Genomic DNA, 22,977 nt, shown 5'->3' with positions numbered 1-22,977 from the left:
TCCCATGCCGCTCGACGATTCCGACTCGAATCCGAAGACCCCTTACCAGTACCCGAACCCACCGGATGCACTGCCCGAGATCGTGGTGCCCCACGCCATTCCGACGGACGAGCGGCTGTGGGTGCCGCAGGCCGAGAACGTGTGGTTCCGTCCGCTGTGCCTGAATGCGAGCCAGGGCTACTGGATGAATCTGCTGCGCGTGCGCAAGTCGGGGGTGCTGAGCCGCCATCGCCATCCGCAGGCGGTGCACGGCTTCGTGCTGAAGGGCCGTTGGCGCTACCTCGAGCATGACTGGGAAGCCACCGAGGGCAGCTACGTCTTCGAGCCGCCGGGCGAAACGCACACGCTCTACGTGCCCGAAGACGTCGAGGAAATGATCACGTACTTCCAGGTCAACGGCGTCATGTACTACACCGATCCCTGGGGCAAGGGCATTGGCTACGAGGACGTGTTCACCAAGATCGACATGTGCCGCAAGCACTTCGATGCCGTCGGCCTGGGTGCGGACTACGTCAAGCAGTTCATTCGATGACCAGCGGGCGCCTTGCAATGGCCCGCTACGACTTCGCGGGCCGAGCCGGTGTCGTGACCGGCGGCGCCAGCGGTATCGGCGCGGAGGTCGTCCAACGCCTGCGAGAAAGCGGAGCGCGTGCCGCCGTGTGGGACCTGGCCGAGCCTGCTGCAAGCGACGACGCCTGGCGCGTCGACGTGAGCGACCTGGCCAGCGTCGAGGGCGCGGCCCGCGAAACCGCGGCCCGTTTCGGCCGCATCGACTTCGTCGTGAACAGCGCCGGCTTTGCCGGCCCGACCGTGCCGTTGGCCGAGTACGACCCGAAGACGTGGCGCCGCATCGTCGATGTCAACCTCGTTGGCACTTTTCACGTCTGCCGCGCGCTGGTGCCCCATCTGCGCCAGGCCGGGGCAGGGCGCATCGTCAACATCGCCTCGCTGGCCGGCAAGGAAGGCACGCCCAACGCCTCCGCCTACAGCTCGGCCAAGGCGGGCGTGCTGGCATTGACCAAGTCGCTCGGCAAGGAACTGGCGGGCACCGGCGTCCTTGTGAATGCGATCGCGCCGGCCGCCGTGCGCACGTCCATCCTGGAACAGATGTCGCCCGCCCATGTCCAGACCATGATCGACAAGAGCCCCATGCAGCGGCTGGGAGAAAGCAGCGAAGTGGCCGAAATGGTGGCCTGGCTTTGCTCGGGATCGTGCAGCTTCAACACCGGCGCGGTGTTCGACCTTTCGGGCGGGCGCGCGACTTACTGAGTCGTTGCGCTCCCCCTTTTTCCTTCTTCATCTCTTTCACCTCACGGAGACATTCCATGATTCGATTCGCCCGCAACCTGCGCCGCCTGGCGGTGCTTTCGTTGCTGCCCGCCGCGGCTGTGCTGGTTGCCGGCACCGCATCGGCCCAACCGGCAGGATTCCCCAGCAAGCCCATAGAACTGGTGGTGCCCTTCCAGCCGGGCGGCGGCACCGATGCCCTGGCGCGTGCCTTTGCCGATGCCACCCGCAAGCACATGCCGCAGAGCATGATCATCGTCAACAAGCCGGGCGCCAGCGGCGCGATCGGCTGGCAGGACGTGGTCAATGCCAGGCCCGACGGCTACCGCCTGGCGGTCGTCACGGTGGAACTCACCACGCTGCCGCACATGGGCCTGGCGAAGTTCACCTATAAGGACCTGACGCCCATCGTCCGCCTGAACGCGGACCAGTCCGCCATCACCGTGCGCGCGGATGCGCCGTGGAACACCGTCGAGGAATTCCTTGCCGCGGCCAGGAAGGACAGCGGCAAGCTGAGCATGGGCAATGCCGGCAACGGCTCCATCTGGCATCTCGCCGCCGCCGCGCTGGAAGACAAGACCGGTGCCAGGTTCAACCACACGCCGTTCCAGGGCGCCGGCCCGGCCGTGCTGGCGCTGCTGGGTGGCCACATCGACGCCGTCGCAGTGAGCCCCGCCGAGGTCACCACCTACGTGCAGGCCGGCAAACTCAAGACGCTGGCGGTGATGGCCGAGCAGCGCGTCAAGGGCTTCGACAAGGTGCCGACCCTGAAGGAGCGCGGCATCGATCTGGTCATCGGTACCTGGCGGGGCATTGCGGCGCCGAAGAACACGCCGCCGGAAGTCGTGGCCTACCTGAAGAACCTGAGCCAGAAGGCTGCCAACGAGCCGGCCTTCCGCGAGGTGCTGGACAAGCAGAACCTGGGCTTCTCGTATGCCGACGACGTGGCCTTCAAGGCCAACATGGCCAAGGACAACGCCTACTTCAAGGCGCTGATGGGCAAGCTGGACATCAAGAACTGAGAATGCCGACGCCATGACTTATCAAGCAGGACTCTTCAATGGCAAGCGCGCGCTGGTCAGCGGTGCGACCCAGGGCATCGGCGCCGTCATCGCCAACCACCTGGCTGCGTTGGGTGCCCGGGTCACCGCCATCGGGCTGGGCAAGGGCGACGGCACGCTGGGCGCCGCCGTCGAGGTGAAGGAGGCCGACGTGACATCGGCGCAAAGCCTCGACGCTGCGCTGGCAGGCATCGACCGGCTCGACATTGTCTTCAACTGCGCCGGCATCATCCAGCGCGGCGCCGAGCATGACCTCGAAGTCTTCGAGAAGGTGCTCGCGGTGAACCTCACCGGCACCATGCGGGTGTGCACCGCGACGCGCGAACGGCTCAAGGCCGGCGGGGGCTGCATCGTCAACACGGCCTCGATGCTGAGCTTTTTCGGCGGCGGCCTGGTGCCCGGCTATGCGGCCAGCAAGGGTGGCGTAGCGCAACTCACCAAGTCGCTGGCGATCGCCTATGCGGCCGATGGCATCCGTGTCAACGCGGTGGCGCCGGGCTGGATTGCGACGCCGCTGACGCAGGCGCTGCAGGACGACCCGGCGCGCGCCGGTCCCATCCTGGCGCGCACGCCCATGGGCCGCTGGGGCACGCCGGACGACGTGGCGCGCGCCGCGATGTTCCTGTGCACGCCGGCCGCGGCCTTCATGACCGGGGTGATCCTGCCGGTCGACGGTGGCTATATGGTGAGCTGAGCGCGGCTCGGCGATACGGCCCGAAGGTCGCAGGGCGCGTGGCGTTCGTGGGGATAATCGAGAGCCACCACCCGAGCCCAATCTCCTTCCGATCGTCGTTTGATGCCCGCATCGTCCAGTTCCCGCGCCGCGCCGGCGCCCGTGAAGCCGCAAGTGGCGGGCACGGCTGCGTTCTCCAAGTTCATGCAGGTGCTGCAACTGGTGGCGGATGCGCAAGAGCCGATGAACATTGCGGCGCTGATGCGCGCGACCGGCTTTCCGCGGCCCACGGTGCATCGCATCGTTGCTGCCTTGGTGGCCGAGCGCCTGCTGGTGGAGCAGGCGCCTGGCGCCACCTTCGCGCTGGGGCCGCGCCTGATCCAGCTGGCGAGTCGCAGCTGGGGCCGCTCCGAGCTGCGCCTGGCGGCGGTGGACGAACTCAAGCGCCTGCGCGACATCACCGGCGAGACGGTGCACCTGGCCGTGCCCAACGGCACGAGCATGGTCTACATCGAGAAGCTCGAGAGCCCGAGTGCGGTGCGCATGGCCTCGCGCATCGGCACCAGCGTGTCCCTGCACTCGACGGCAGTCGGCAAGGCCTACCTGGCAGCACTCGACGACAGCGCGGTCAAGAAACTGCTCAAGGACCTGCCGATGCCGCGCTACACCGCCAACACGCCGGTCGACCCGGCGCAGTTGCGCGCGCTGATCCGCGAGGCCCGCGAGCGTGGCTGGGCGGTGGACAACGAGGAAAACGAACCCGGCATCTGCTGCTTCGGGGCCGTCATCCGCGGCGCGGGCGGTGTGCCGGTGGCAGCGATCAGTGTCAGCACGCTTGTGTTCCGCCAGAAGGAAGATCCGCTGCAGAGCTATGTCGCGCCCTTGCTGGAATCCTGCCGCGTGATCTCGGAGCGCATCGCCCAGACGCCCTCGATCTCTGCAGGCGACATGCTCTAGCAGGCGCCTTTTCGGTAGGTGCTCAATCCGCGTCCACCGGAGCCAGCATCGTTCCGCGGCAGTTCGGCGAGCCGCAGTGGCAGGGGTATTTCTCGGCGGTCGAACCGTCGTCCGCGGTCAGGGAATAGTCGATGAACAACTCGTCGCCCGCGTCCACCGCCACGAGGGTCTGGAACTTGAGCAGCAGTTCGCCCGCGTCGTCGTACTCCTCGACCGCTTCGCAGTTGGGGTCGCAGGCGTGGTTCAGGTGGCGCGTGCCGTTGCCGCCCTTGGCGCCGTCGATCGTTTCCTGGTTGGAGAGCGTGAACAGGTAGGTGAGCTGGTCGTTCCACGTTCTGGCGGCGATCTCCTGCTGCGTGTAGCGCCGGCCTTCGTAGAGGCCGAGGAACGCCTCTGCCGGGAGGTCGCACGTCGCGAACGCGCCGAGCCCGTGCACCCCGCTGGGCGCGACCCGGATATGAGGCGTGGACGAGGTTTGCTTGCGGGGTTTCATGTGCGGGAGAACAAAAAGGATTGGAGACGCGCTCATTTTGCGGGCTCTTCGTCGGCTTGCGCCTGGAACATGCGCGTGAAATCGCAGCATTCCTGCGCCAGCATCACGATGGAGGAGGTCAGCGCGCTGCGGTGCTCGCCCTTGTGCATGGCCACGTAGCGCACCACCGGCAGCGCGGGCACCACGTCGATCACCGCGAGCATGCCGGCCGAAACCAGCGGGTCCAGGCACTGGCGCGGAAGGTAGCTCACGCCCAGGCCCGACACCGTGAGCCCGGTCAACGCCACGAGGTTGCTCACCACGATGGTGTCGGCGGGCTGCACGCCCTGGTCCTTCATCCAGGCGTCGTAGGCGCGGCCGGTGCCCGAGTTCTTGCCTTGCACCAGCATGCGGTGGCGCGCGAGCTCGTGCAGCCGCATGGCGCCCGTGGCCCGCACCACGCCGGGCTTGCACATCCAGGCGCTCTTCACTTCGCCGATGGCCTTGCTCTGCATGCGCGAATCGGCAAAGGTGTCGGGCACGATCACCAGGTCGAGCTCGTCGGCCAGCAGCTTGTCGCGCAGCTGCAGGCTGTCGTCCACGTCGGGCTCGAGGATGACCTTGGGATAGTGCCGCTGGATCACGCCCACCAGCCGCGGCAGCCATGTCATCGCAGTGAGCTCGGTGACGCCGATGCGCAGCCGCCGCTCCACCACGCCCGGCTTGCTGAACTGCTCGACCGCGGCATCGCGCTGCTCGAGCAGCCGGGACGCGAGCACGAACATCTCCTCGCCCTTCTCGGTGAGCCGCGCGGTGCGCTGGCTGCGGTCGAACAGCTCGGTCTCGAACAGCAGCTCGAGTTCATGCACCCGCTTGGACACGGCCGACTGCGAGGTATGAAGCTGGTTGGCCGCCTGTGCGAAGCCGCCCAGCTTGGCGATCCAGTACAGGGCCTCGAGCTGCTTGAAGGTCATCACGGTGCACGCCCCTTGGATTGAATACTTTTATTCATCTTATTCAATCACAAAAAATCGCTTTTAGAAATTTGAAGCCGAGCCGAAGATGCGCCCGTGTCGCCCCCTGCCTCTTCTTCAAAGGAACATTCCATGAACTTCAAACTGTCCCTCGCGCTGGGTGCCAGCGTTGCGTTGATCTGCGGCGCCGCGGCCGCGCAGGAGAGCCCCACGCTGCGCAAGATCAAGGAAAGCGGCACCGTGCAGATCGGCAGCCGCGACACGCAGATTCCGTTCTCCTACAAGACCGGCGCCGAGAGCGCACCCATCGGCTTCACCAACGAAATCTGCCTGAAGGTGGTGGACGCCATCAAGGCCAAGCTCGGCCTTTCGAAGATCGAGGTGCGCTACACGCTGCTCAACTCGACCAACCGCATTCCGCTGGTGCAGAACGGCACGGTCGACCTCGACTGCGCGACCACCACCAACACCGTGCAGCGCCAGCAGCAGGTCGACTTCGCGCCGAGCCATTTCGTCACCAACATCACCGCTGCGGTGAAGAAGAACTCGGGCATCAACTCGATCGCCGACCTGCAGGGCAAGACCGTGGCCACGGTGGCCGGCAGCACGTCGATGCAGCTGCTGCGCGGCTTCCGAAAGACCGAGAACATCGAGGTGCAGGAGATCGCGGGCAAGGACACGGCCGATGCCTTCCTGCTGCTCGCAAGCGACCGTGCCGTGGCCTACGTGCTGGACGACGTGCAGCTGGCCGGCCTCATCGCCAACCAGCCCAACGCCTCCGACTACAAGCTGCTGAAGGACGTGCTGCGCCAGGAGCCCTACGGCATCATGATGCGCAAGGACGACCCCGAGTTCAAGGCCGTCGTCGACCAGGCCGTGACCGAGATGATGAAGTCGGGCGCCATCGACAAGCTCTATGCGAAGTGGTTCATGGCGCCCATTCCGCCGCGCAACGTGAACCTCAACTTCCCGATGTCCGACGCCGTGCGCGAGGCCTACAAGAACCCGAACAACAAGGGCGTTTGAGGATGTCGGCAAACACACAACGTGCCAACGGGCTGGCGTTTCCCGACGCGCTGATGCGCGAGGTGAAGCAGCGCTTTCTCCACGTCGACCACGACCACCACGGGCGCGAGCGCCTCTACTTCGACAATGCCGGCGGCTCGTTCCGGCTGAAGGCGGCGGCCGAGCGCTTCGCGCAGGTCGACGCCGTCCCCGACAACGCGGAGCGCATCCACGCAACCGCCGTCGAGCTGCAGCAGATCCAGGCCAGGGCCACGGCCGACGTGCGCACCATCCTCAACGCGCGGGGCGGCAGCGTCTATGCGTCGCTGACGGCATCGGGCGCGATGTTCGACATGGTGCGCGCGGTGGCCGAGAACGTGCCGGGCACGAACATGGTCACCACCGTGCTGGAGCATCCTTCGTCGTTCGACGCGATGAGCCTCTATGCCGGCAAGTCCGGCTGCGAGCTGCGGGTGGCGAAGAGCAACCCTGAGACCGGCGGCGTCGATGCCGACGAGATCGTGCGGCTGGTGGACAAGGACACCTGCCTGCTCAACGTGATCTATGCATCGAACATCTCGGGCGCCAAGCTAGACATGGAACAGATCGTCCGGCGCGCGCGAGAGATCAAGCCCGATCTCTACATCGTGGTGGACGCCGTGCAGCACGCGCCGCATGGCCTGATCGACCTGCAGAAGACGCCGGTGGACGGCATCAACATGGCGCCCTACAAGTTCTTCGGCTGCCGCGGCTCGGGCCTGTCGTGGGTGTCGGACCGCGCGGCGCTGCTGCCACACCACAAGCTCGCGGGCAAGAAGCCCGACTTCTGGGACCTGGGCAGCTCCGCGCCCTGGCAGTTTGCCGTGGTCACCGAGATCGTGGACTACGTGTGCTGGCTCGGCGGTCATTTCTGTGACGCCACCGGGCGCCGCGCGCTGTTCGAGGCGGGCATCGCGCACATCGAGCTGCACGAGCGGGCCTTGCTGTCGGCTCTGCTGGACGGAAGCGGCGGTGCCACCGGCCTGCGCGGGATCGAAGGCGTGAAGGTCTTCCTCGACCATCCGGACCTGACGAAGCGCGACCTGATCATCGGCATCGGCTTCGAGCACATCGACTGCACGCAGGCCGTGGTCGAGTACGGCTTGCGCGGCGTGACGGTCTACGAGCGCGTGGCGAGCAGCATCTATTCGAAGCGCATGCTCGATTCCTTCGGCCTCGAAGGCACCGTGCGGGTTTCGCCGCTGCACTGCCACTCGGTCGCGGACATGGAGAAGTTTCTCCAGGTGACGCGGGAGATTGCCGTCGGCGCCGGTTCGGCCCGCTGAACTCAGTCGCGGTCGCGATCGATGCCAAAGGCGCGCAGCTGCACTGCCAGCCGTTCGTACTCGGCAGCATCCAGCGCCACCAGCGGCGGCCGCACCCGCATCCAGCCGGGGGCATCGTCGAGCATGGCCATCAGGCCCTTGAAGGCGGCCGTCAATCCGTAGCCGCCGAGGATCTTGAGCAGGTCCAGCACGCGCTGCTGGTCGGTCTCCGGCTGAGTGGAGCCCGCGACCAGGCGCTGCACGAGGCGCGGCATGACGTTGGCAATGCCGCTGACGGCGCCGAGGCTGCCGCGTGCGGCCATCGTCTGAAGATCCGGCTCGTTGCCCACCCACACCTGCATCGGCGGCATGAACGCCTCGGCGTAGGCCAGGGAATCCGCGCGCTGGCAGCCGCTGTCCTTCAGCCCCACGATCGTGTCCGGGTACAGCGTCTTCAGCGTGCGGATCACGTGGTGGCTCAGCCCGACGCCCGATACCTGCGGGATGTGATAGAGCACGATGCGCAGCCTCGAATCGGCGACGCCGTCGATGATCCAGCGGTAGGCGTCGATCACCCCCTGGTCGGAAACGCCCTTGAGAAAGAAGGGCGGCAGCAGCAAGCAGCCGTAGGCGCCCAGCTCCAACGCATGCCGGGTCAGCGCGAATGCATCCGGCAGCGCGGCGCAGCTGGTGGAGGCCAGGATGCGCCCGGCCGGCACGCCGTGGGCGACCAGGCCGGCCAGTGCATTCATCCGTTCGCTCACACTGAAGGACGGGCCTTCGCCGGTCGTGCCGAAAGGCGTCACGCCGGTGCAGCCGGCATCGAGCAGGCGCAAGGCGTGCGAGGCGAAGCGGGGGGTGTCGATGCCGAGCTTCTCGTCGAGCGGGGTCAGCAAGGCGGGCCAGATGCCGGTGTAGGGAACGGAAGATAGGGTGTTCACGGTCGGACTTTCGAAGATGCGAAGGGTGGGGACAAAGGAAGGAAGAAGTGCGCGTCAGCCCTCGGCGCCGAATTGCGCGTCGAGTAGCTGGTGGGCCGGCAGGCCGACGATGCGGGTGAAGTCGGCATAGGCGAGCGACGGCACGTCGCGCGGCGTGCCGTCCCGCCGCAGGCGCGCCAGCGCCTGTTCGACGGCCAGCGCGGCGCTGAACAGGGCCGTCACCGCATACAGCACGACGGCGAAGCCCATGCCCTGCAGGTCGGAGGCGCTGAGCGCCGTGGTCTCGTTGCCGTCGACGATGGAGACGATCTTCGGCCCGGGAAGGTGCCTGGCCACGGCCTCCACCTCGGCGATCTTCTTGATGCCGTCGACGAAGACCAGGTCGACGCCCGCGTCCTGCCAGCGCCGGGCCCGTGCCAGCGCCTCGTCGATGCCGGCGGCGGGCAATGCGTCGGTGCGCCCGATGATCAGCATCGGATCGTCGCCGCGCGCGGCGACCGCACAGCGCAGCCGGCGCTCGTTTTCGCGCGCGTCGATCAGCCGGATGCCGGCCATCTGCCCGCAGCGCTTGGGCGCCACCTGGTCCTCGAGGTGGATGGCGGCCACGCCGGATTGGACGTATTCGCGCACCGTGCGCTCGATGTTCGACGGGCCACCGTAGCCGGTGTCGGCGTCGGCGATCACCGGCACGCCGACGGCACGCACCATGTCGCGTGCATGGCCGGTCATCTCGGTCTGCGTCATGAGGCCGATGTCGGGCTGGCCCAGCCGCGAGGCGGTGGCGCCGAAGCCGGTCATGTAGATCGCGGGGAAGCCGGCGTGCTCGATCTGGCGCGCACTCAGCGCGTCGTAGGCGCCCGGTGCCTGGACGATGGGGCCGGCGGCGAGCAGCGCCTTCAGGGACAGTGCGGGATGCAGGGTCATGGCATCAGCTCATCATCAGGCCGCCGTCGATGTTGATCGACTGGCCCGTCATGTAGTCGGCCGCCGGCGAGGCGAGGAACATCGCCAGGTCGGCCACGTCGTCCGGCGTCTGCGCGCGGCCCATCGGCACGGCGGCCACGCGCTGCTGCCACGCCTGGCCCCGGGGCACGCCCTGCAGCGCGGTCCAGTCGCGGTCCATGCGCTGCCACATGTCGGTCTCCACCAGTCCGGGGCAGATCGCGTTGACGGTGATCTGCGGCGCGAAGGTGATGGCGGCCGACTGGGCCAGGCTGATCACCGCCGCCTTGCTGGCGCGGTAGTGCGGTATCACCGATGCGATCGGGCCGGCCCCGCTGCGCCCGGCAATGGACGCCATCAGCAGGATCTTTCCGCGCGGCCGGCCTTCGGCGCGCGGCGGCTGCGCCAGCATCTGGCGCGCGGCGGCCTGCAGCGTGAGGAAGCTGCCCTTCACGTTGACGCCGAGCATGCGGTCCCAGTCGGCGCCGTCCAGTTCGAGCAGCGGCTTGAGCTGCATGATGCCGGCGTTGCAGATCATCACGTCGAGACGGCCGAAGCTTGCGACCGTGCGCTCGACCAGCGTGGCGCATTGCCTGGCGTGCGTCACGTCGGCTGCAACGCCCAGGGTCTGCAGTTCGTCCGCCGCGGCCGCGCAGGACGCGGCATCGATGTCCGAAACGACCACCCGCGCGCCCTGTGCCCGGAAGGCACGCGCCAGCGCCCGGCCGATGCCCTGGCCGGCACCGGTGATTGCCACCACCGGCTCTTCGATGGCGGCCCGCGTCATGGCGCCGCTGCCTTGCGTTGCAGCGCCTCGCCGGCGACGTAGGTGCGGTTCCACACCGGCGAGATCACCAGTTCGTTGATGCAGACATGCGGCGGCATCTCGGCGATGAAGCGGATCGTGCGTCCCAGGTCTTCTTCCTGCAGCATGCGGGCCTTGTCCGCTTCGCTGGGCTGCACCGGCCGCTTCTTCAGGATCGGCGTGGCGACTTCGCCCGGGCACAGCGCGGTCGCGCGCAGGCCGTGGACGCATTCCTCGATGTTGAACGAGTGCGTGAGCGCCATCATCGCGGCCTTGCTCGCGGTGTAGGCGGGGCCGGTCATGTATTCGTAGTGCCAGCCCGCGAAGGAGGCAATGTTGATCACCGTGCCGGCGCGGCGCGCGCGCATGCCCTTCGCCACGGCCAGCGTGCAGTAAGCGGCGCCGTTCAGGTTGACGGCGACCACCTGCTCGAAGGTGGCGGCGTCGGTTTCGCACCAGTAGCGCTTGGGAAAGTTGATGCCGGCGCTGTTGACGAGGATGTCGATGCGGCCGAGTTCCGCCTCGATCGCCCGCGCCGTGGCCGTGACCGCCGCGGCGCCCGCCACGTCGAGCTCTGCCGCCGTGATGGCGCCGCGCGGCGCGCCCAGGCGCTCGGCGGTCTCGATGGCCGCGCCGAGCTTGGGCCCTTCACGCCCGGAAATGACGACCCGGCAGCCGGCCTGCGCCAGCTGCGTGGCGCCCGCCAGGCCGATGCCGCTGCCACCGCCCGTGACCCAGGCGACCTGTCCTGAAAGACTCATTGCTTCGTCCCGTCGCCTGCGTTGTCGCGGATGCGCTTGAGTTCGGCCGTGACCATGGTGATGGCCTGGTCGCCGATGGCCTTGGCATGGCGCTCGTAGATCACGCTCGAGCGCTCGCGGATGCGCTGCATCTCGGCCGGCGCGATCTCGTTGACCGTCATGCCCTTGGCCTTCAGGCTGTCCACGCTGCGCGCTTCCATGGCCCGGTTGGCGCGGCGCTGCTCGTCGCGTCCCTGCACCGCGCATTCGCGAAGCGTCGCCTGCTCCTGCGCAGAGAGCGTGTCCCAGATCTTCTTGGAGAACAGCACCAGCGTCGGGCTGTAGGCGTGCTTGGTCAGCGTGAGGTATTTCTGCACCTCGTAGAACTTCATGTTCTCGATGTTGGTGAAAGGGTTCTCCTGGCCGTCCACGGTCTTGGTCTCCAGGGCCGAATAGACCTCGGTGAAGGCCATCGGCACCGCGTTGCTGCCCAGGGTCTTGAAGGTGTCGAGGAAGATGGCGTTCTGCATCACGCGCATCTTCACGCCGTCGAAATCCTCGACCTTGTTGATCGGGCGCTTCGAGTTGGTGGTGTGGCGAAAACCGTTCTCCCACCAGGCGAGATTGACCAGACCCACCGCGGGCAGCTTGGCCGAGAACCAGTCGCCGACCTTGCCGTCGAGCAGCTTGTCGGCCTCGCTGGAGGTGTTGAACAGGAAGGGCAGGTCGAAGACGCCCAGCGCCGGCACGATGGAGACGACCGGTGCGGTCGAGGTGATCACCATGTCGAGCGAGCCCGTGCGCACGCTCTGCGTGCCGGTGAGGTCGCTGCCCAGCGCGCCATCCCAGAAGGGCTGGATCTTCATCTTGCCGCCGCTCTTCTCGAGCGTGCAGGCCCCCATCTTCGCGAGGCCGTTGCCCATCGGGTGCTCCTTGCTCACGCCGTTGGAGACGCGGAAATTGCGCTCCTTGAACTGGGCCTGCGCGGCGCCGGCGGTCAGGCCGGCGGCCAGGGCCACGGCAAGCAAGCGGGAAAGACGGGAGTGAATCGGCATCGTATGTCTCCTGGTTGTATGAAAAGTCAGCTCAGCCACTTGAGCGGCACCAGCACGAGGTCCGGGAACAGCACCAGCAGCAACAGGACGAAGAGCTCGGCCCAGAGGAAGGGCCAGAGGCCGCGCATCAGATCCCTCATCGAGATCTTTGCCACGCCGCACATCACGTTGAGCACGATGCCCACCGGGGGCGTGATGAGGCCGATGGCGTTGTTCATGATGAACAGCACCCCGAAGTACACCGGATCGATGCCGGCCTGCTTGACCACGGGCATCAGCACGGGTGTGAGAATCATCAGCGTGGGCGCGAAATCGAGTGCGGTGCCGACGATCACCACGATGACCATGATCACGAACATCAGAAGGATCTTGTTGCCCATGAAGGGCTCGAGCATGGCGGCCACCTGGCTCGGCACGTCCGAGGTGGTGATCAGCCAGGCCGAGACCAGCGCCGCCGCAATCAGGAACACCACCACCGCGGTGCTCTTGGCCGCGGCCACGAGCAGGCCATAGCACTGGCGCAGGCCCAGCTCGCGATAGACGAAGGCACCGAGCACGAAGGCGTAGACGCAGGCCGCCACGCCGGCCTCGGTGGGCGTGAAGATGCCGAACTTCAAGCCGCCGATGATGCCCAGCGGCATCAGCAGCGCCCAGATGCCATCGACCGCGGCGCGCCCGCGCGCGGCCATCGACTGGCGCGGCTGCACCGTCACCTTGTCGCGCCGCGCCACCCACTGCCAGGTGAGCACCAGCGACACCCCCATCAGCAGGCCCGGCACGATGCCGGCCAGGAACAGCTTGCCGATCGACACGTTGGCGATGACGCCGAACACGATGAGTCCGATCGAGGGCGGCAGCACCGGCGCGATCACGCCGCCGGCAGCGATCAGCCCGGCCGAGCGAGGCACGTCGTAGCCGGCCTGGCGCATCATCGGAATCAGCATTGCGCCGATGGCCGCGGCGTCGGCAGCCGCGCTGCCGGAGATCGCCGCCATCACCACCGAGGCGAAGATCGCCACCAGCCCGAGGCCCCCGCGCAGATGGCCGACCCAGGCCAGCGCGAAGTTGACGATGCGCCGCGAGATGCCGCCGGCGTTCATCAGTTCGCCGGCCAGCATGAAGAAGGGAATCGCCAGCAGCGGAAAGCTGTCGGCGCCTTCCACGAGCTTCTGCGACAGGATGGTGGCGTCGATCTGTCCCTGCGACACCATCAAGGCCACGCCGCAGATCAGCAGGGCGAAGGCAATCGGCGCGCCCAGCATCATGGCGCCGAGCAGCGACAGCGTGAAGACGGCGATCGTCATGGCCGTGCTCCCGGATGTGCGGCCTCGTGCGGTATCTCTTCGCTTTCCGTGACCTGCACCAGTTCGTCGTCGCGCAGCCGGCCGCTCGCGATGCGCCAGAGGGCGTGCAGCGCATGCGCGCCGATCCCCAGGCTCGTCAGGTAGCTCACGCCGAAGACCCAGATCATCGAGAGGCCGGTGACCGGCGCCGTCGTGGTGGCGTTGACCTCGTGCTGCTGCCAGGTGCCCCAGAACAGCACCGCGCAACCGGCCAGCACGATCGCCTGGCTGGCCGCCAGGCAGGCCAGCTTGCCGCGGTGCGACAGGCGGCTGACGAAGCCGTCCATGCCCAGGTGCGCGCCGTCGCGCATCGCGACGACGGCGCCCACGAAGGTGAGCCAGACGAAGAAGATGCGCGACAGTTCCTCGGACACCTGGATGCCCGAGTTGAAGGCGTAGCGCAGCACCACGTTGCCGAACACCATCACCACCATGCCCAGCAGCAGGGCTGCGAGCACGGCCTCGATGCCCTTGAACAGGCGGTCGATGAAGACGCGTCCCATGCTCACACCACCTTGCCGGGGTTGAGCAGGCCCAGGGGGTCGAGGGCGGCCTTCAGCGTCTTCATGAGCGCGATCTCCTCGGGGCTGCGCGCGTGGCCGAGCCAGCGCTTCTTCGCCGTGCCGATGCCGTGTTCGGCCGACACCGTGCCGCCGAATTCGCGCACCAGGCCATAGATCACCTCGTCCATCGCCTCCTTGGGCTGCTGCTCGACCGACAGGCCGGGCACCCAGGCGACCAGGTGCAGGTTGCCATCACCGATGTGCCCGTAGTAGACGCTCTCGCAGCCGGGAATGCGCACGGCCAGCGCCGCCTTGCAGGCACGCACGTAGGCGCCCATCGACTTCACGGCCAGTCCGACGTCGTAGGAGACGTGAGGGCCCAGCGTGGGAAAGAACTCGGCGCACGCATCGCGCAGCGCCCAGAACGCTTGCGTGTCGGCCACCGATTGCGCCACCGCCGCGTCGGCCAGGGCGCCTTCCTCCATCAGGGATTCGAGCCAGCGCTGGAAGCGGGGGCCGTCGATCGCCTCGTCGGTGCCCTGGACTTCGACCAGCACATAGTGTCCATGCCGTGCGCTGCCGGTCAGCGGGTCGCGCACGCCCACCCGCTCGGTCACCACTTGCCAGTAGTCGGGCCACATCACCTCGAAGGCCGAGAGCAGCGGACCGAGCCCGCCGCGCGCGGCGCCCAGCAGGCGCACCACGCCGTCGTAGTCGGGCAGGGCGCACAGCGCCGACAGCGTGCAGCCCGGCTGGGGGTGCAGGCGCAGCACGATGCGGGTGATGATGCCCAGCGTGCCCTCGCTGCCGATGAACAGGTGCTTGAGGTCGTAGCCGGCGTTGTTCTTCAGCATCTTGTTGAGGCTGGTCATCACCGTGCCGTCGGGCAGCACCACCTCCAGGCCGAGCACCAGTTCGCGCGCCATGCCGTAGCGGATCACACGGTTGCCGCCGGCGTTGGTCGACAGATTGCCGCCGATGGCGCAGGAGCCGCGCGCACCCAGATCGAGGGCGAAGTAGAAGCCGGCCTCGGCCGCCGCGCGCTGCACCAGCTCGAGCGGCGTGCCGGCCAGCACGGTCATCGTGGCGCTGGCGGGGTCGATCTCCTCGATGCCGACCATGCGCTCCAGCGACAGGGCGACCCAGCCGTCCTCGGGCCGCGCGCCGCCGCACAGGCCGGTCAAGCCTCCCTGGGGCACCACCGCCAGGCCGGCCGCGCGGCAGGCCTTCAGCGCCGCGGAAACGCCTGCGGCGTCCACCGGGCGGACCACCGCCAGCGGATGTGCCGGCGGCTGGGTGCTCCAGTCGTTGCGGTTGCGCTGCGGCACCTCGTCACCAAAGAGCACCGCAGAGGCGCCGAGCGATTCGCGCAGTGCGAGCAGGGGCTGCGGCACAGCCGCGGGGGACGCAAGAGTCATGGCCATCCGTTCGAAGGAAATTGACCGTATCATCTTGTATGTAAGGTACTAGAGCATCGGTATTTGCACCGGCTTCCGTTCGTCGCGGCAGGTCGGCTATAAGCAACCCGGTCGTTCCAGCCCCGTCCCATCCGTCCTCATCGCGCCGTGCCTCCAACCCACCGTTTCAAGATCGAAGCCCCGAAATCACTTGCGTCCCAGGTGGCGCAGCGCCTGCGCGAAGCCATCATCGACGGCGAATTCGCCCTGGGCGCGATGATTCCGGAGGAGTCGCTCGCGACCTCCTTCGGCGTCAGCCGCACGCCGGTGCGCGAGGCACTGAACCTGCTGCAGCTGGCGGGCCTGGTGGTGATACGGCCACAGCGTGGCAGCTACGTGTTCGAGCCCAGCGAGGCCGACATCACGGCCATCTGCGAGTTCCGCTGCCTGCTGGAGCCGCGCGCGGCCGAACTGGCATACCAGAACGCGCGCGACGCCACGGCCGCGGCGCTGCAGGCGGCGATCGACGAGATGGAGGGCGCGCGTGCAGCGCGCGACGCGGTGCGGTATGGCCGCGCAGACACGCGGCTGCACGAGGCCTTCTTCGAGTACTGCGGCAACCCGTACATGCAAGCCGCCTACGCCACCGCCGCGACCAAGATCGCGGCGCTGCGCACGCACCTTTCAGCGCCGGCCGACGTGCTGCATACGGCGGGCTTCGAGCAGCACTCGCAACTTCTCGCGCTGTTTCGCGCCGGCGATTTCGTCAAGTTCGAAAAGCTCATGCGCGCCCATGTCACCGGCACGCGCAACAGCTATGTCGCCAGCCTGAAGACGCGGACCGCCGCGTAAAAAAGGCTCAGGCCAGCAGGTCGCTCAGCGTGCGTGCGATCACCTTGGTGGCGCGGCGCAGGTCTTCGAGCACCACGCGCTCGTCGCTGCGCTTGGCATGCGATTCGAGCACGGTGCGGGGGCCGGCGCCGTAGATCACGCCCGGAACGCCGGCTTCGCCGTAGAGGCGCACGTCGGTGTACAGCGGCGTGCCCATGGCCTTGATCGGCTCGCCGAACAGTTCCTGGCCGTGCTTCTGGATGGCGTCGACCAGCGGCTTGTTGCCCGCCAGCGGCTTCATCGAGTTGGCGAGCAGCAGGCGCTTGATGTCGACCGTGATGCCGGCGCTCTCGGCCGCGGCATCGGCGATCACCTTGCGGATCGTGGCCTCGACCTCGACCGGGTTCTCTTCGGGAATCATGCGCCGGTCGAGCTTGAACACCACCTTGCCCGGAACCACGTTGGTGTTGGTGCCGCCTTCGATGCGGCCCACGTTGAGGTAGGGGTGCGTGATGCCCTCGACCTTCGACGTCACCTGCTGGTAGAGCGTGTTCTGCGCATAGAGCGCGTTGAGGATCTTCACCGCGCCTTGCAGCGCATCGACGCCGGTGGTGGGGATGGCCGCATGGGCCATCTTGCCGTGCACCGTCACTTCCATCTGCAGGCAGCCGTTGTGCGCGGTGACCACTTCGTAGCTGAAGCCGGCCGCGATCATCAGGTCGGGCTTGGTCAGGCCCTGCCTGAGCAGCCAGCCCGGGCCGAGGATGCCGCCGAATTCCTCGTCATAGGTGAAGTGCAGCTCGACGCTGCCCTTGGCCGGCCTGGCCACGGCTTCGAGCGCGCGCAGCGCGAAGGTGAAGCTCGCGAAGTCGCTCTTGCTCACCGCAGCGGCGCGGCCGTAGAGGCTGCCGTCGGCAATCTCGCCGCCGTAGGGGTCGTGCGTCCAGCCTTCCCCCGGGGGCACCACGTCGCCGTGGGCGTTCAGGGCCACGGTGCGGCCATCGTTGCCGTACTTGCGGCGCACGATCAGGTTGGTGATCGATTCGAGCCCGTAGTCCTTCACTTCCTGCGCGGGCACGGCGTGCTTCTCGGCGTCCAGGCCGAAGTCCTTCAGCAGTTCGGCCGTGCGCTCGGCATGCGGCGCATTGTTGCCGGGCGGCGTGTCGGTGGGCACCTGCACCAGTTGCTGCAGGAACTGCACTTCCTCGTCGAAGTGGGCGTCGATCCAGGCGTCGAGCTTGGCGTAGTCGGTCATGGTTTTTCTTTTCAGTGGGCTTGTTCGGCGGCGAGGTTGTCCAGCAGGTGCTGGAAGGCTTCGACCGCGAGCTGGATGTCGTCGTTGGTGCTCGATTCGAGTGGGTTGTGGCTGATGCCCGAGTTGATGCCGCGCACGAAGAGCATGGCCTGCGGCATCACCTCGTGCAGCTTCATCGCGTCGTGGCCGGCGCCGCTGGGCATGCGGTACAGCGGCACGCCGAGCGATTCGACGGCCTTTTCCCAGCGTTGCTGCCATTCGGGCGCACTGGGCGCAGCGGCGGCGCGCATGGCCTCCTCGATGACGAAGCGCACGCCGCGGCGATCGGCAATCTCCTGCAGCGCGGCCAGCACGTCGCGCACCACGGCGTCGCGCTGCGGATCGTTGGGTGCGCGGATGTCCAGGCTGAACTTGCAGCGTCCGGGCACCACGTTGATCGAGCCGCTCGGCACTTCGAGCATGCCCACGGTGGCGACGGAGTCGCCGTCCTTCGCTGCGCGCTGCTCGGCGAAAAGAATCAGTTCGGCCACTGCGGCGGCGGCATCGCGGCGCCGGCCCATCGGCGTGGTGCCGGCATGGCTGGCCATGCCGATCATCTCGCCCACGTAGCGCACGCCGCCGTTGATGGAGGTGACGATGCCCAGGGGGATGTCGAACTCGGTGAGCACCGGGCCCTGCTCGATGTGCACCTCGACGAAGCCGAGGTAGCGCGTCGGGTCGCGCTGGATCTTGGGAATGTCTTCGAGCTTCAGGCCTGCATGCTGCATCGCCTCGAGCATGGTGATGCCATCGGCATCCTTCTGGTCGAGCCAGCGCGGGTCGAAGTGGCCGATGAGCGCGCCCGATCCCAAAAAGGTGGCCTTGTAGCGCTGGCCTTCCTCTTCGGCAAAGCCCACCACCTCGAACGCGAACGGCAGGCGCCTGCCCTGGCGCTTGAGTTCGCGCACGCAGGCCATCGGCACGAAGATGCCCAGGCGGCCGTCGTACTTGCCGCCGTTGCGCACGGTGTCGTAGTGCGAGCCGGTGAGCAGCGCCTTTGCGTCGGGCGTGGCGCCTTCGTAGCGGCCGACCACGTTGCCGACCGCGTCGATGTGCACCGAGTCGAAGCCGCAATCGCGCATCAGGCCCGAGATCTGCGCGGCGCAGGCGCGGTGCGCGTCGGTCAGGTAGGTGACGGTGAGCTGGCCCTTCTCGGCATAGCCGGGGTCGGTGTGCGCCGAGAGCGCTTCCTGCCAGTCCCAGACGTCGTTGCCGAGCGAGACGTCGGCGCCGAACTTGTCGTCGAGCCGGATCTCGGCGATGCGGTGGATGTTGCGCAGTGCCTCGCCGAGTTCGAAGGCCGGGTGATGGTGCAGCCGGCGCTCGAAGGTGTCGATGATCTCGCGCTTGGAAAGCCCGGTGCCGCGCGGCCCGCGCACCGCCAGGATGAACGGAAAGCCGAACTTCGCGTTGTAGTCGGCATTGAGCTGCTGGATCTTTGCAAACTCTTCGGGCGTGCAATCGGTGAGGCCGGCCTTGCTTTGCTCATGGGTCGATTCGGCCGTGAGCGTCTTGCTGACCATGGCCTTGCCTGCGAGCTCGGGGTGAGCGCGGATCAGGCCCAGCTGTTCGTCGGCCGAGGCCGCGGCCACCGCCTTCACGAGCGCATGCTTCAGGTGCGCAAGCGAGCGGAAGGGGCGCGCCGCGAGCGCGCGCTGGGCGATCCACGGCGAATGCTCGTAGGTGCCGTCGAGCAGCGCCAGGGCATCGCCCGGCGTTGCTGCGTTCAGTTGGTCGAGGGTCTGGCTCATGACGGGTCTCCTGTGGCGGCCGCTTCGAAGGGATGCGCCTGCTTCCAGTGGCGCGCGATGTCCACGCGCCGGCAGACCCACACGCCCTCGTGCCGGCCGATGTGATCGAGAAAGCGCTGCAGCGCGGTGATGCGGCCGGGCCGCCCGAGCAGGCGACAGTGCATGCCGATGCTCATCATCTTGGGGCTGTTGTCGCCCTGCGGGTCGCCTTCGGCATAGAGCGCGTCGAAGCTGTCCTTCATGTACTGGAAGAAGGGGTCGGCGTGCGAGTAGCCCTGCGGCAGCGCAAAGCGCATGTCGTTGCAGTCGAGCGTGTAGGGCACGATGAGCTGCGGTACCACGGTGCCGTCGGTCTTCTGCACCTTCATCCAGAAGGGCAGGTCGTCGCCGTAGTAGTCGCTGTCGTACTCGAAGCCGCCGTAGTCGGCCACGAGGCGGCGCGTGCGTGGGCTGTCGCGGCCGGTGTACCAGCCCAGGGCGCGCTCGCCCGTGAGCTTTTCGATCGCTTCCATGCCCAGGCGCATGTGCTCGCGCTCGGTGGCTTCGTCGAGGTTCTGGTAGTGGATCCAGCGCCAGCCGTGGCAGGCGATCTCGTGGCCCAGCTCCTTGAAGGCGGCGGCCAGTTCGGGGTAGCGTTCCAGCGCCATGCCCACGCCGAACACGGTGAGCGGCAGGCCGCGCTTCTCGAACTCGCGCAGGATGCGCCAGACGCCGGCGCGCGAGCCGTACTCGTAGATGCCTTCCATGCTGATGTGCCGGTCGGGGAAGCTGGCCGGGTTGAACATCTCGGAGAGGAACTGTTCGGAGCCTGCGTCGCCGTGCAGCGTGGCGTTCTCGCCGCCCTCTTCGTAGTTGAGGACGAACTGCACCGCGATGCGCGCGCCGCCCGGCCATCGGGCATGGGGCGGATTGCGGCCGTAGCCGACGAGGTCGCGCGGGTAGGGCAGGGTGGTGTCGTAGACGGTCATGGGCGTTCGTTCAGGACAGGGCAAGCGAGATGTCGTTGGTCGGAACCTTGCGGTCGAACGTGAGGTTGGCCTCGACGTGTTCCAGGTGTTCGGTCATGAGGCGTACCGCGCGCTCCTCGTCGCGGGCGGCCAGCGCCTTCACGATGTCGGCGTGCTCGTCGTTGGAGTGCTCGGCCGCGCTGGTGCTCTGGTACATCAGCGTGATGAGGGCGCAGCGCGAGATCAGCTCGCCGAGGATCTGCGCCAGCACCTGGTTGCCCATGAGCTCGGCCATGCGCACGTGGAAGTCGCCGAGCAGCTCGGTGCGGCCCGAGATGTCCTCGCCCGACACCGCGGACTTTTCGAGCGCCACGTGCTCCTTGAGCGCCTTGATCTTGGCCGGCGTGACGGTGCGCACGAACTCGCGCGTCATCTCGGCCTCGAGCATGCGGCGCACCGCGAACACCTGTTTGGCCTCGTCGACGGCTGGGGCCGCCACGAAGGCGCCGCGCGCGGGCTCCAGGCGGATCAGCTTGTTCTGCGACAGCTGGAACAGCGCCTGGCGCACCAGCGTGCGCGACACGCCGAAGTGGTCGGCCAGCTTCTGCTCAGCCAGCTTGGTGCCGGGCTGCAGCCGGTGGTCGACGATCGCCTTGGTGAGCGCGTCGACGATCGAACGGGTGGTGGAGGACTCCATGTTTTTCATGATAGACCCAAAGCCAGTAACTGTATACACTTTTGTCCACCGGAATTTCCCGCACCCGATTCGACCTTCGAAGGAGCGCCCCATGGGCTTGAGCACTCACGTACTGGACACGATGCACGGCGGCCCCGCGGCCGGGATGGAGGTGGCGCTGTACACCACCCAAGGTGAGGACGCCACGCTGGTGAAGCGCTTCACCTTGAATTCGGACGGCCGCAGCGACGCGCCGCTCTACGACAACCACTCGCTCAAGGTCGGCACCTACCGGCTGGTGTTCGACGTGGCGGGCTACTTCAAGGCGCGCGGCGTGACGCTGCCCGAGCCCAACTTCCTGAACAAGGTGTCGCTGGACTTCGGCGTGGCGCACACCGACCAGCACTACCACGTGCCGCTGCTCGTGAGCCCGTGGAGCTACTCCACCTACCGCGGGTCCTGAGGTGTCAATCCCCTTGGGACTGGCCTTCGGTCAAGGTGTCGAGCTGGAAGCGTCCGCTCTTGTCCCACAGCCAGGTGTCGGTCCAGGTGACCGGGCCGAGGCGGGTGGCGGCGGGGAAGGGGGCGGCCTGCAGCACGGCGCGCTCGATCTCGGCGATGACCTCGGGCGCATGCTGGGGCGCGCGCATCCAGTGCATCGACACCACCCTGCCGCCGGCATCGAGATTCACCTGCAGCGTGCCCACGGCATAGAGCAGCGGCGGCAGCTGGCCGCCGTAGATGCGCGAGCGGTTGATCTCGTAGATGTGGCGCGCGGCATCGCGGCGGTAGTCGCGCGCGGTGGCCGCGTTCGACGCGCGCGGTGCGGGACCGCTGGCGCTGCGGTCGGCCGTGGCCTTGCTCAACTGGCCGGGCACCGATCCGGCGCCCGGGCCGGTGGTGCCGCATCCGGCAATCCAGAGTGCGCAGAGGGAGGAGGCCAAGAGGGCGAGGCGGCGCGGCGTAAGCTGACGGTTCATCGCCGGGTTTATACCGTGAGTCACGCGCAACCCCGCAACCGAAGGTATCGAGAATGAACGGCTTGGTCGATCAGCTGCTGGCGCGCCTGGCCCGCGAAGACGCGGTGCTGGTGCGCGTCGAATCCACGCAGGGCTCGGCGCCGCGCGAGGCGGGCACCTGGATGGCGGTGTGGGCCGAAGGGCTCACGGGCACCATCGGCGGTGGCCAGCTCGAGTTCCAGGCCACGCAGGAAGCGCGCGAGTTGCTCGCGGGGCGGCGCGCCATCGACGGCATCGAACGCTATCCGCTCGGCCCGAGCCTGGGCCAATGCTGCGGCGGCGTGGTGTTTCTCTCTTATCGCCGCATCACGGCGGCCGATGCGCCGGTGCTGCAGCGCGAACTGGTCGGTCAGCTCCAGCCGGTGGCGCTGTTCGGCGGCGGCCACGTGGGCGCCGCGCTCGCGCGGCTGCTGGCCGGCCTGCCGTTCTCGGTGCGCTGGATCGACAGCCGCGACGGCGTGTTCCCCGATGCGCTGCCGGCGCAGATCGAGACCGAGCATTCAGAGCCCGTGCAGGACGCCGTGGCCGCGCTCGCGCCGGGCAGCCGCGTGCTGATCATGAGCTTCAGCCACGCCGAAGACCTGGACATCGTCATCGCCTGCCTCAAGCGCCTGCGCACGCACGGCGACCTGCCCTACATCGGCCTGATCGGCAGCAAGACCAAGTGGGCCACCTTCAGCCACCGGCTCGAGGCACGGGGCTTCACGCCCGGCGAACTGGCGCGCATCACCTGCCCGATCGGCGTGCCCGGCATCACGGGCAAGGAGCCCGAGGTGATCGCGGTGGCGGTGGCGGCACAGTTGTTGCAATCGCTGGGCTGAACAGGGTTTTCCCCGGCGGCAACGCCCCAAAAAAAGCTCCCGTCCGTTGCCAAAACTGTATACACTTTCGGTCCACAACAAGCCGCAGCGGAGCGAGGCCCATTTCATGGAGCCTGCGTTCGCGGCACTTTCTCTGCTTACAGCGCCCGCAGTGGTGAGCAGGCTGAAACCCCTTTGCG

25 protein-coding genes are annotated in these 22,977 nt (G+C 67.6%); 10 read left to right on the top strand and 15 right to left on the bottom strand.

Annotated elements, in window-relative coordinates; genetic code table 11:
• Window positions 1-4 precede the first annotated feature (4 nt).
• From VAPA_RS20110 to VAPA_RS20090, 5 genes are all read left to right on the top strand, one after another.
• Window positions 5-532 carry a 2,4'-dihydroxyacetophenone dioxygenase family protein gene (locus VAPA_RS20110; protein ID WP_021008600.1) on the top strand — a complete coding sequence of 176 codons (528 nt, stop codon included), beginning with the start codon at window positions 5-7 and terminating at the stop codon, window positions 530-532.
• On the top strand, window positions 529-1,269 hold the full coding sequence (locus tag VAPA_RS20105; RefSeq protein WP_021008599.1) for an SDR family NAD(P)-dependent oxidoreductase: 741 nt from the start codon (window positions 529-531) through the stop codon (window positions 1,267-1,269). Before VAPA_RS20110 ends, VAPA_RS20105 begins: the two co-directional genes overlap by 4 nt.
• Window positions 1,270-1,325: 56 nt before the next feature.
• The gene (locus VAPA_RS20100) at window positions 1,326-2,309 is read left to right on the top strand and encodes a tripartite tricarboxylate transporter substrate binding protein (protein ID WP_021008598.1); all 984 of its coding nucleotides are present in this window, start codon (window positions 1,326-1,328) and stop codon (window positions 2,307-2,309) included.
• 13 nt (window positions 2,310-2,322) lie between these two features.
• Window positions 2,323-3,042: an SDR family NAD(P)-dependent oxidoreductase gene (locus VAPA_RS20095; protein WP_021008597.1), complete on the top strand. Its 720-nt coding sequence runs from the start codon at window positions 2,323-2,325 to the stop codon at window positions 3,040-3,042.
• A gap of 102 nt (window positions 3,043-3,144) precedes the next feature.
• Complete coding sequence (locus tag VAPA_RS20090) at window positions 3,145-3,978, top strand: IclR family transcriptional regulator (RefSeq protein WP_021008596.1); 834 nt, start codon at window positions 3,145-3,147, stop codon at window positions 3,976-3,978.
• Window positions 3,979-4,000: 22 nt separating this feature from the next.
• On the opposite strand, the gene VAPA_RS20085 is transcribed toward VAPA_RS20090, so the two are convergent.
• Together VAPA_RS20085 and VAPA_RS20080 are read right to left on the bottom strand one after the other, a co-directional pair.
• The gene (locus VAPA_RS20085; RefSeq protein ID WP_021008595.1) at window positions 4,001-4,471 is read right to left on the bottom strand and encodes an SET domain-containing protein; all 471 of its coding nucleotides are present in this window, start codon (window positions 4,469-4,471) and stop codon (window positions 4,001-4,003) included.
• A 32-nt stretch (window positions 4,472-4,503) separates the two neighbouring features.
• Window positions 4,504-5,424, bottom strand: coding sequence for a LysR family transcriptional regulator (locus VAPA_RS20080; protein WP_041946176.1), 921 nt, complete (start codon window positions 5,422-5,424; stop codon window positions 4,504-4,506).
• 132 nt (window positions 5,425-5,556) lie between these two features.
• On the opposite strand from VAPA_RS20080, the gene VAPA_RS20075 reads away from it, so the two are divergent.
• Window positions 5,557-6,450: an amino acid ABC transporter substrate-binding protein gene (locus tag VAPA_RS20075; RefSeq protein WP_021008593.1), complete on the top strand. Its 894-nt coding sequence runs from the start codon at window positions 5,557-5,559 to the stop codon at window positions 6,448-6,450.
• Between the two features lie 2 nt (window positions 6,451-6,452).
• On the top strand, window positions 6,453-7,754 hold the full coding sequence (locus VAPA_RS20070; protein ID WP_021008592.1) for an aminotransferase class V-fold PLP-dependent enzyme: 1,302 nt from the start codon (window positions 6,453-6,455) through the stop codon (window positions 7,752-7,754).
• 2 nt (window positions 7,755-7,756) lie between these two features.
• Here the strand turns inward: VAPA_RS20070 and VAPA_RS20065 are convergent, their stop codons facing one another.
• Genes VAPA_RS20065 through VAPA_RS20030 form a run of 8 tightly spaced genes read right to left on the bottom strand, consistent with a single transcriptional unit; the run spans window position 7,757 to window position 15,480 of the window.
• A complete protein-coding gene (locus VAPA_RS20065) occupies window positions 7,757-8,674 on the bottom strand; it encodes a dihydrodipicolinate synthase family protein (RefSeq protein WP_021008591.1) in 918 nt (305 codons plus the stop codon).
• 54 nt (window positions 8,675-8,728) lie between these two features.
• Entirely contained in the window at window positions 8,729-9,598 is an 870-nt protein-coding gene (locus VAPA_RS20060) for an isocitrate lyase/PEP mutase family protein (protein ID WP_021008590.1), read from the bottom strand.
• A gap of 4 nt (window positions 9,599-9,602) precedes the next feature.
• Window positions 9,603-10,403 (bottom strand): SDR family NAD(P)-dependent oxidoreductase, encoded by an 801-nt coding sequence (locus VAPA_RS20055; protein ID WP_021008589.1) that lies wholly within the window; start codon window positions 10,401-10,403, stop codon window positions 9,603-9,605.
• Window positions 10,400-11,182 carry an SDR family oxidoreductase gene (locus VAPA_RS20050; protein WP_021008588.1) on the bottom strand — a complete coding sequence of 261 codons (783 nt, stop codon included), beginning with the start codon at window positions 11,180-11,182 and terminating at the stop codon, window positions 10,400-10,402. The genes VAPA_RS20055 and VAPA_RS20050 overlap by 4 nt, the downstream gene beginning before the upstream one ends.
• Window positions 11,179-12,216, bottom strand: coding sequence for a TRAP transporter substrate-binding protein (locus VAPA_RS20045; RefSeq protein ID WP_021008587.1), 1,038 nt, complete (start codon window positions 12,214-12,216; stop codon window positions 11,179-11,181). The genes VAPA_RS20050 and VAPA_RS20045 overlap by 4 nt, the downstream gene beginning before the upstream one ends.
• 26 nt (window positions 12,217-12,242) lie before the next feature.
• Window positions 12,243-13,520: a TRAP transporter large permease gene (locus VAPA_RS20040; RefSeq protein WP_021008586.1), complete on the bottom strand. Its 1,278-nt coding sequence runs from the start codon at window positions 13,518-13,520 to the stop codon at window positions 12,243-12,245.
• Window positions 13,517-14,062, bottom strand: coding sequence for a TRAP transporter small permease (locus tag VAPA_RS20035; protein WP_021008585.1), 546 nt, complete (start codon window positions 14,060-14,062; stop codon window positions 13,517-13,519). The genes VAPA_RS20040 and VAPA_RS20035 overlap by 4 nt, the downstream gene beginning before the upstream one ends.
• Before the next feature lie 2 nt (window positions 14,063-14,064).
• Window positions 14,065-15,480, bottom strand: coding sequence for an FAD-binding oxidoreductase (locus tag VAPA_RS20030; RefSeq protein WP_021008584.1), 1,416 nt, complete (start codon window positions 15,478-15,480; stop codon window positions 14,065-14,067).
• A gap of 147 nt (window positions 15,481-15,627) precedes the next feature.
• Here VAPA_RS20030 and VAPA_RS20025 point away from each other — a divergent pair, with 147 nt between their 5' ends.
• Complete coding sequence (locus VAPA_RS20025) at window positions 15,628-16,311, top strand: GntR family transcriptional regulator (protein ID WP_021008583.1); 684 nt, start codon at window positions 15,628-15,630, stop codon at window positions 16,309-16,311.
• A gap of 7 nt (window positions 16,312-16,318) precedes the next feature.
• On the opposite strand, the gene VAPA_RS20020 is transcribed toward VAPA_RS20025, so the two are convergent.
• Genes VAPA_RS20020 through VAPA_RS20005 form a run of 4 tightly spaced genes read right to left on the bottom strand, consistent with a single transcriptional unit; the run spans window position 16,319 to window position 20,988 of the window.
• Entirely contained in the window at window positions 16,319-17,545 is a 1,227-nt protein-coding gene (locus VAPA_RS20020) for a M20 family metallopeptidase (protein WP_021008582.1), read from the bottom strand.
• A gap of 11 nt (window positions 17,546-17,556) precedes the next feature.
• Window positions 17,557-19,335 carry a 2-oxo-4-hydroxy-4-carboxy-5-ureidoimidazoline decarboxylase gene (uraD, locus tag VAPA_RS20015; RefSeq protein ID WP_021008581.1) on the bottom strand — a complete coding sequence of 593 codons (1,779 nt, stop codon included), beginning with the start codon at window positions 19,333-19,335 and terminating at the stop codon, window positions 17,557-17,559.
• Window positions 19,332-20,303, bottom strand: a complete 972-nt coding sequence (gene puuE / locus VAPA_RS20010) for an allantoinase PuuE (RefSeq protein WP_021008580.1) — start codon at window positions 20,301-20,303, stop codon at window positions 19,332-19,334. Before puuE ends, uraD begins: the two co-directional genes overlap by 4 nt.
• A gap of 10 nt (window positions 20,304-20,313) precedes the next feature.
• The gene (locus VAPA_RS20005; protein ID WP_041946175.1) at window positions 20,314-20,988 is read right to left on the bottom strand and encodes a GntR family transcriptional regulator; all 675 of its coding nucleotides are present in this window, start codon (window positions 20,986-20,988) and stop codon (window positions 20,314-20,316) included.
• An 82-nt stretch (window positions 20,989-21,070) separates the two neighbouring features.
• Here VAPA_RS20005 and uraH point away from each other — a divergent pair, with 82 nt between their 5' ends.
• Complete coding sequence (gene uraH, locus VAPA_RS20000) at window positions 21,071-21,421, top strand: hydroxyisourate hydrolase (protein WP_021008578.1); 351 nt, start codon at window positions 21,071-21,073, stop codon at window positions 21,419-21,421.
• 4 nt (window positions 21,422-21,425) lie between these two features.
• Here the strand turns inward: uraH and VAPA_RS19995 are convergent, their stop codons facing one another.
• Window positions 21,426-21,938, bottom strand: a complete 513-nt coding sequence (locus VAPA_RS19995; RefSeq protein WP_021008577.1) for a hypothetical protein — start codon at window positions 21,936-21,938, stop codon at window positions 21,426-21,428.
• A 53-nt stretch (window positions 21,939-21,991) separates the two neighbouring features.
• Between VAPA_RS19995 and xdhC the strand changes: the two genes are divergently transcribed.
• Window positions 21,992-22,798, top strand: coding sequence for a xanthine dehydrogenase accessory protein XdhC (xdhC, locus tag VAPA_RS19990; RefSeq protein ID WP_021008576.1), 807 nt, complete (start codon window positions 21,992-21,994; stop codon window positions 22,796-22,798).
• The last annotated feature ends 179 nt before the right edge of the window (window positions 22,799-22,977 follow it).

The organism is Variovorax paradoxus B4 (assembly GCF_000463015.1).
GTDB lineage: Bacteria > Pseudomonadota > Gammaproteobacteria > Burkholderiales > Burkholderiaceae_C > Variovorax > Variovorax paradoxus_E.
This window is presented reverse-complemented; position numbering and strand designations above follow the sequence as displayed.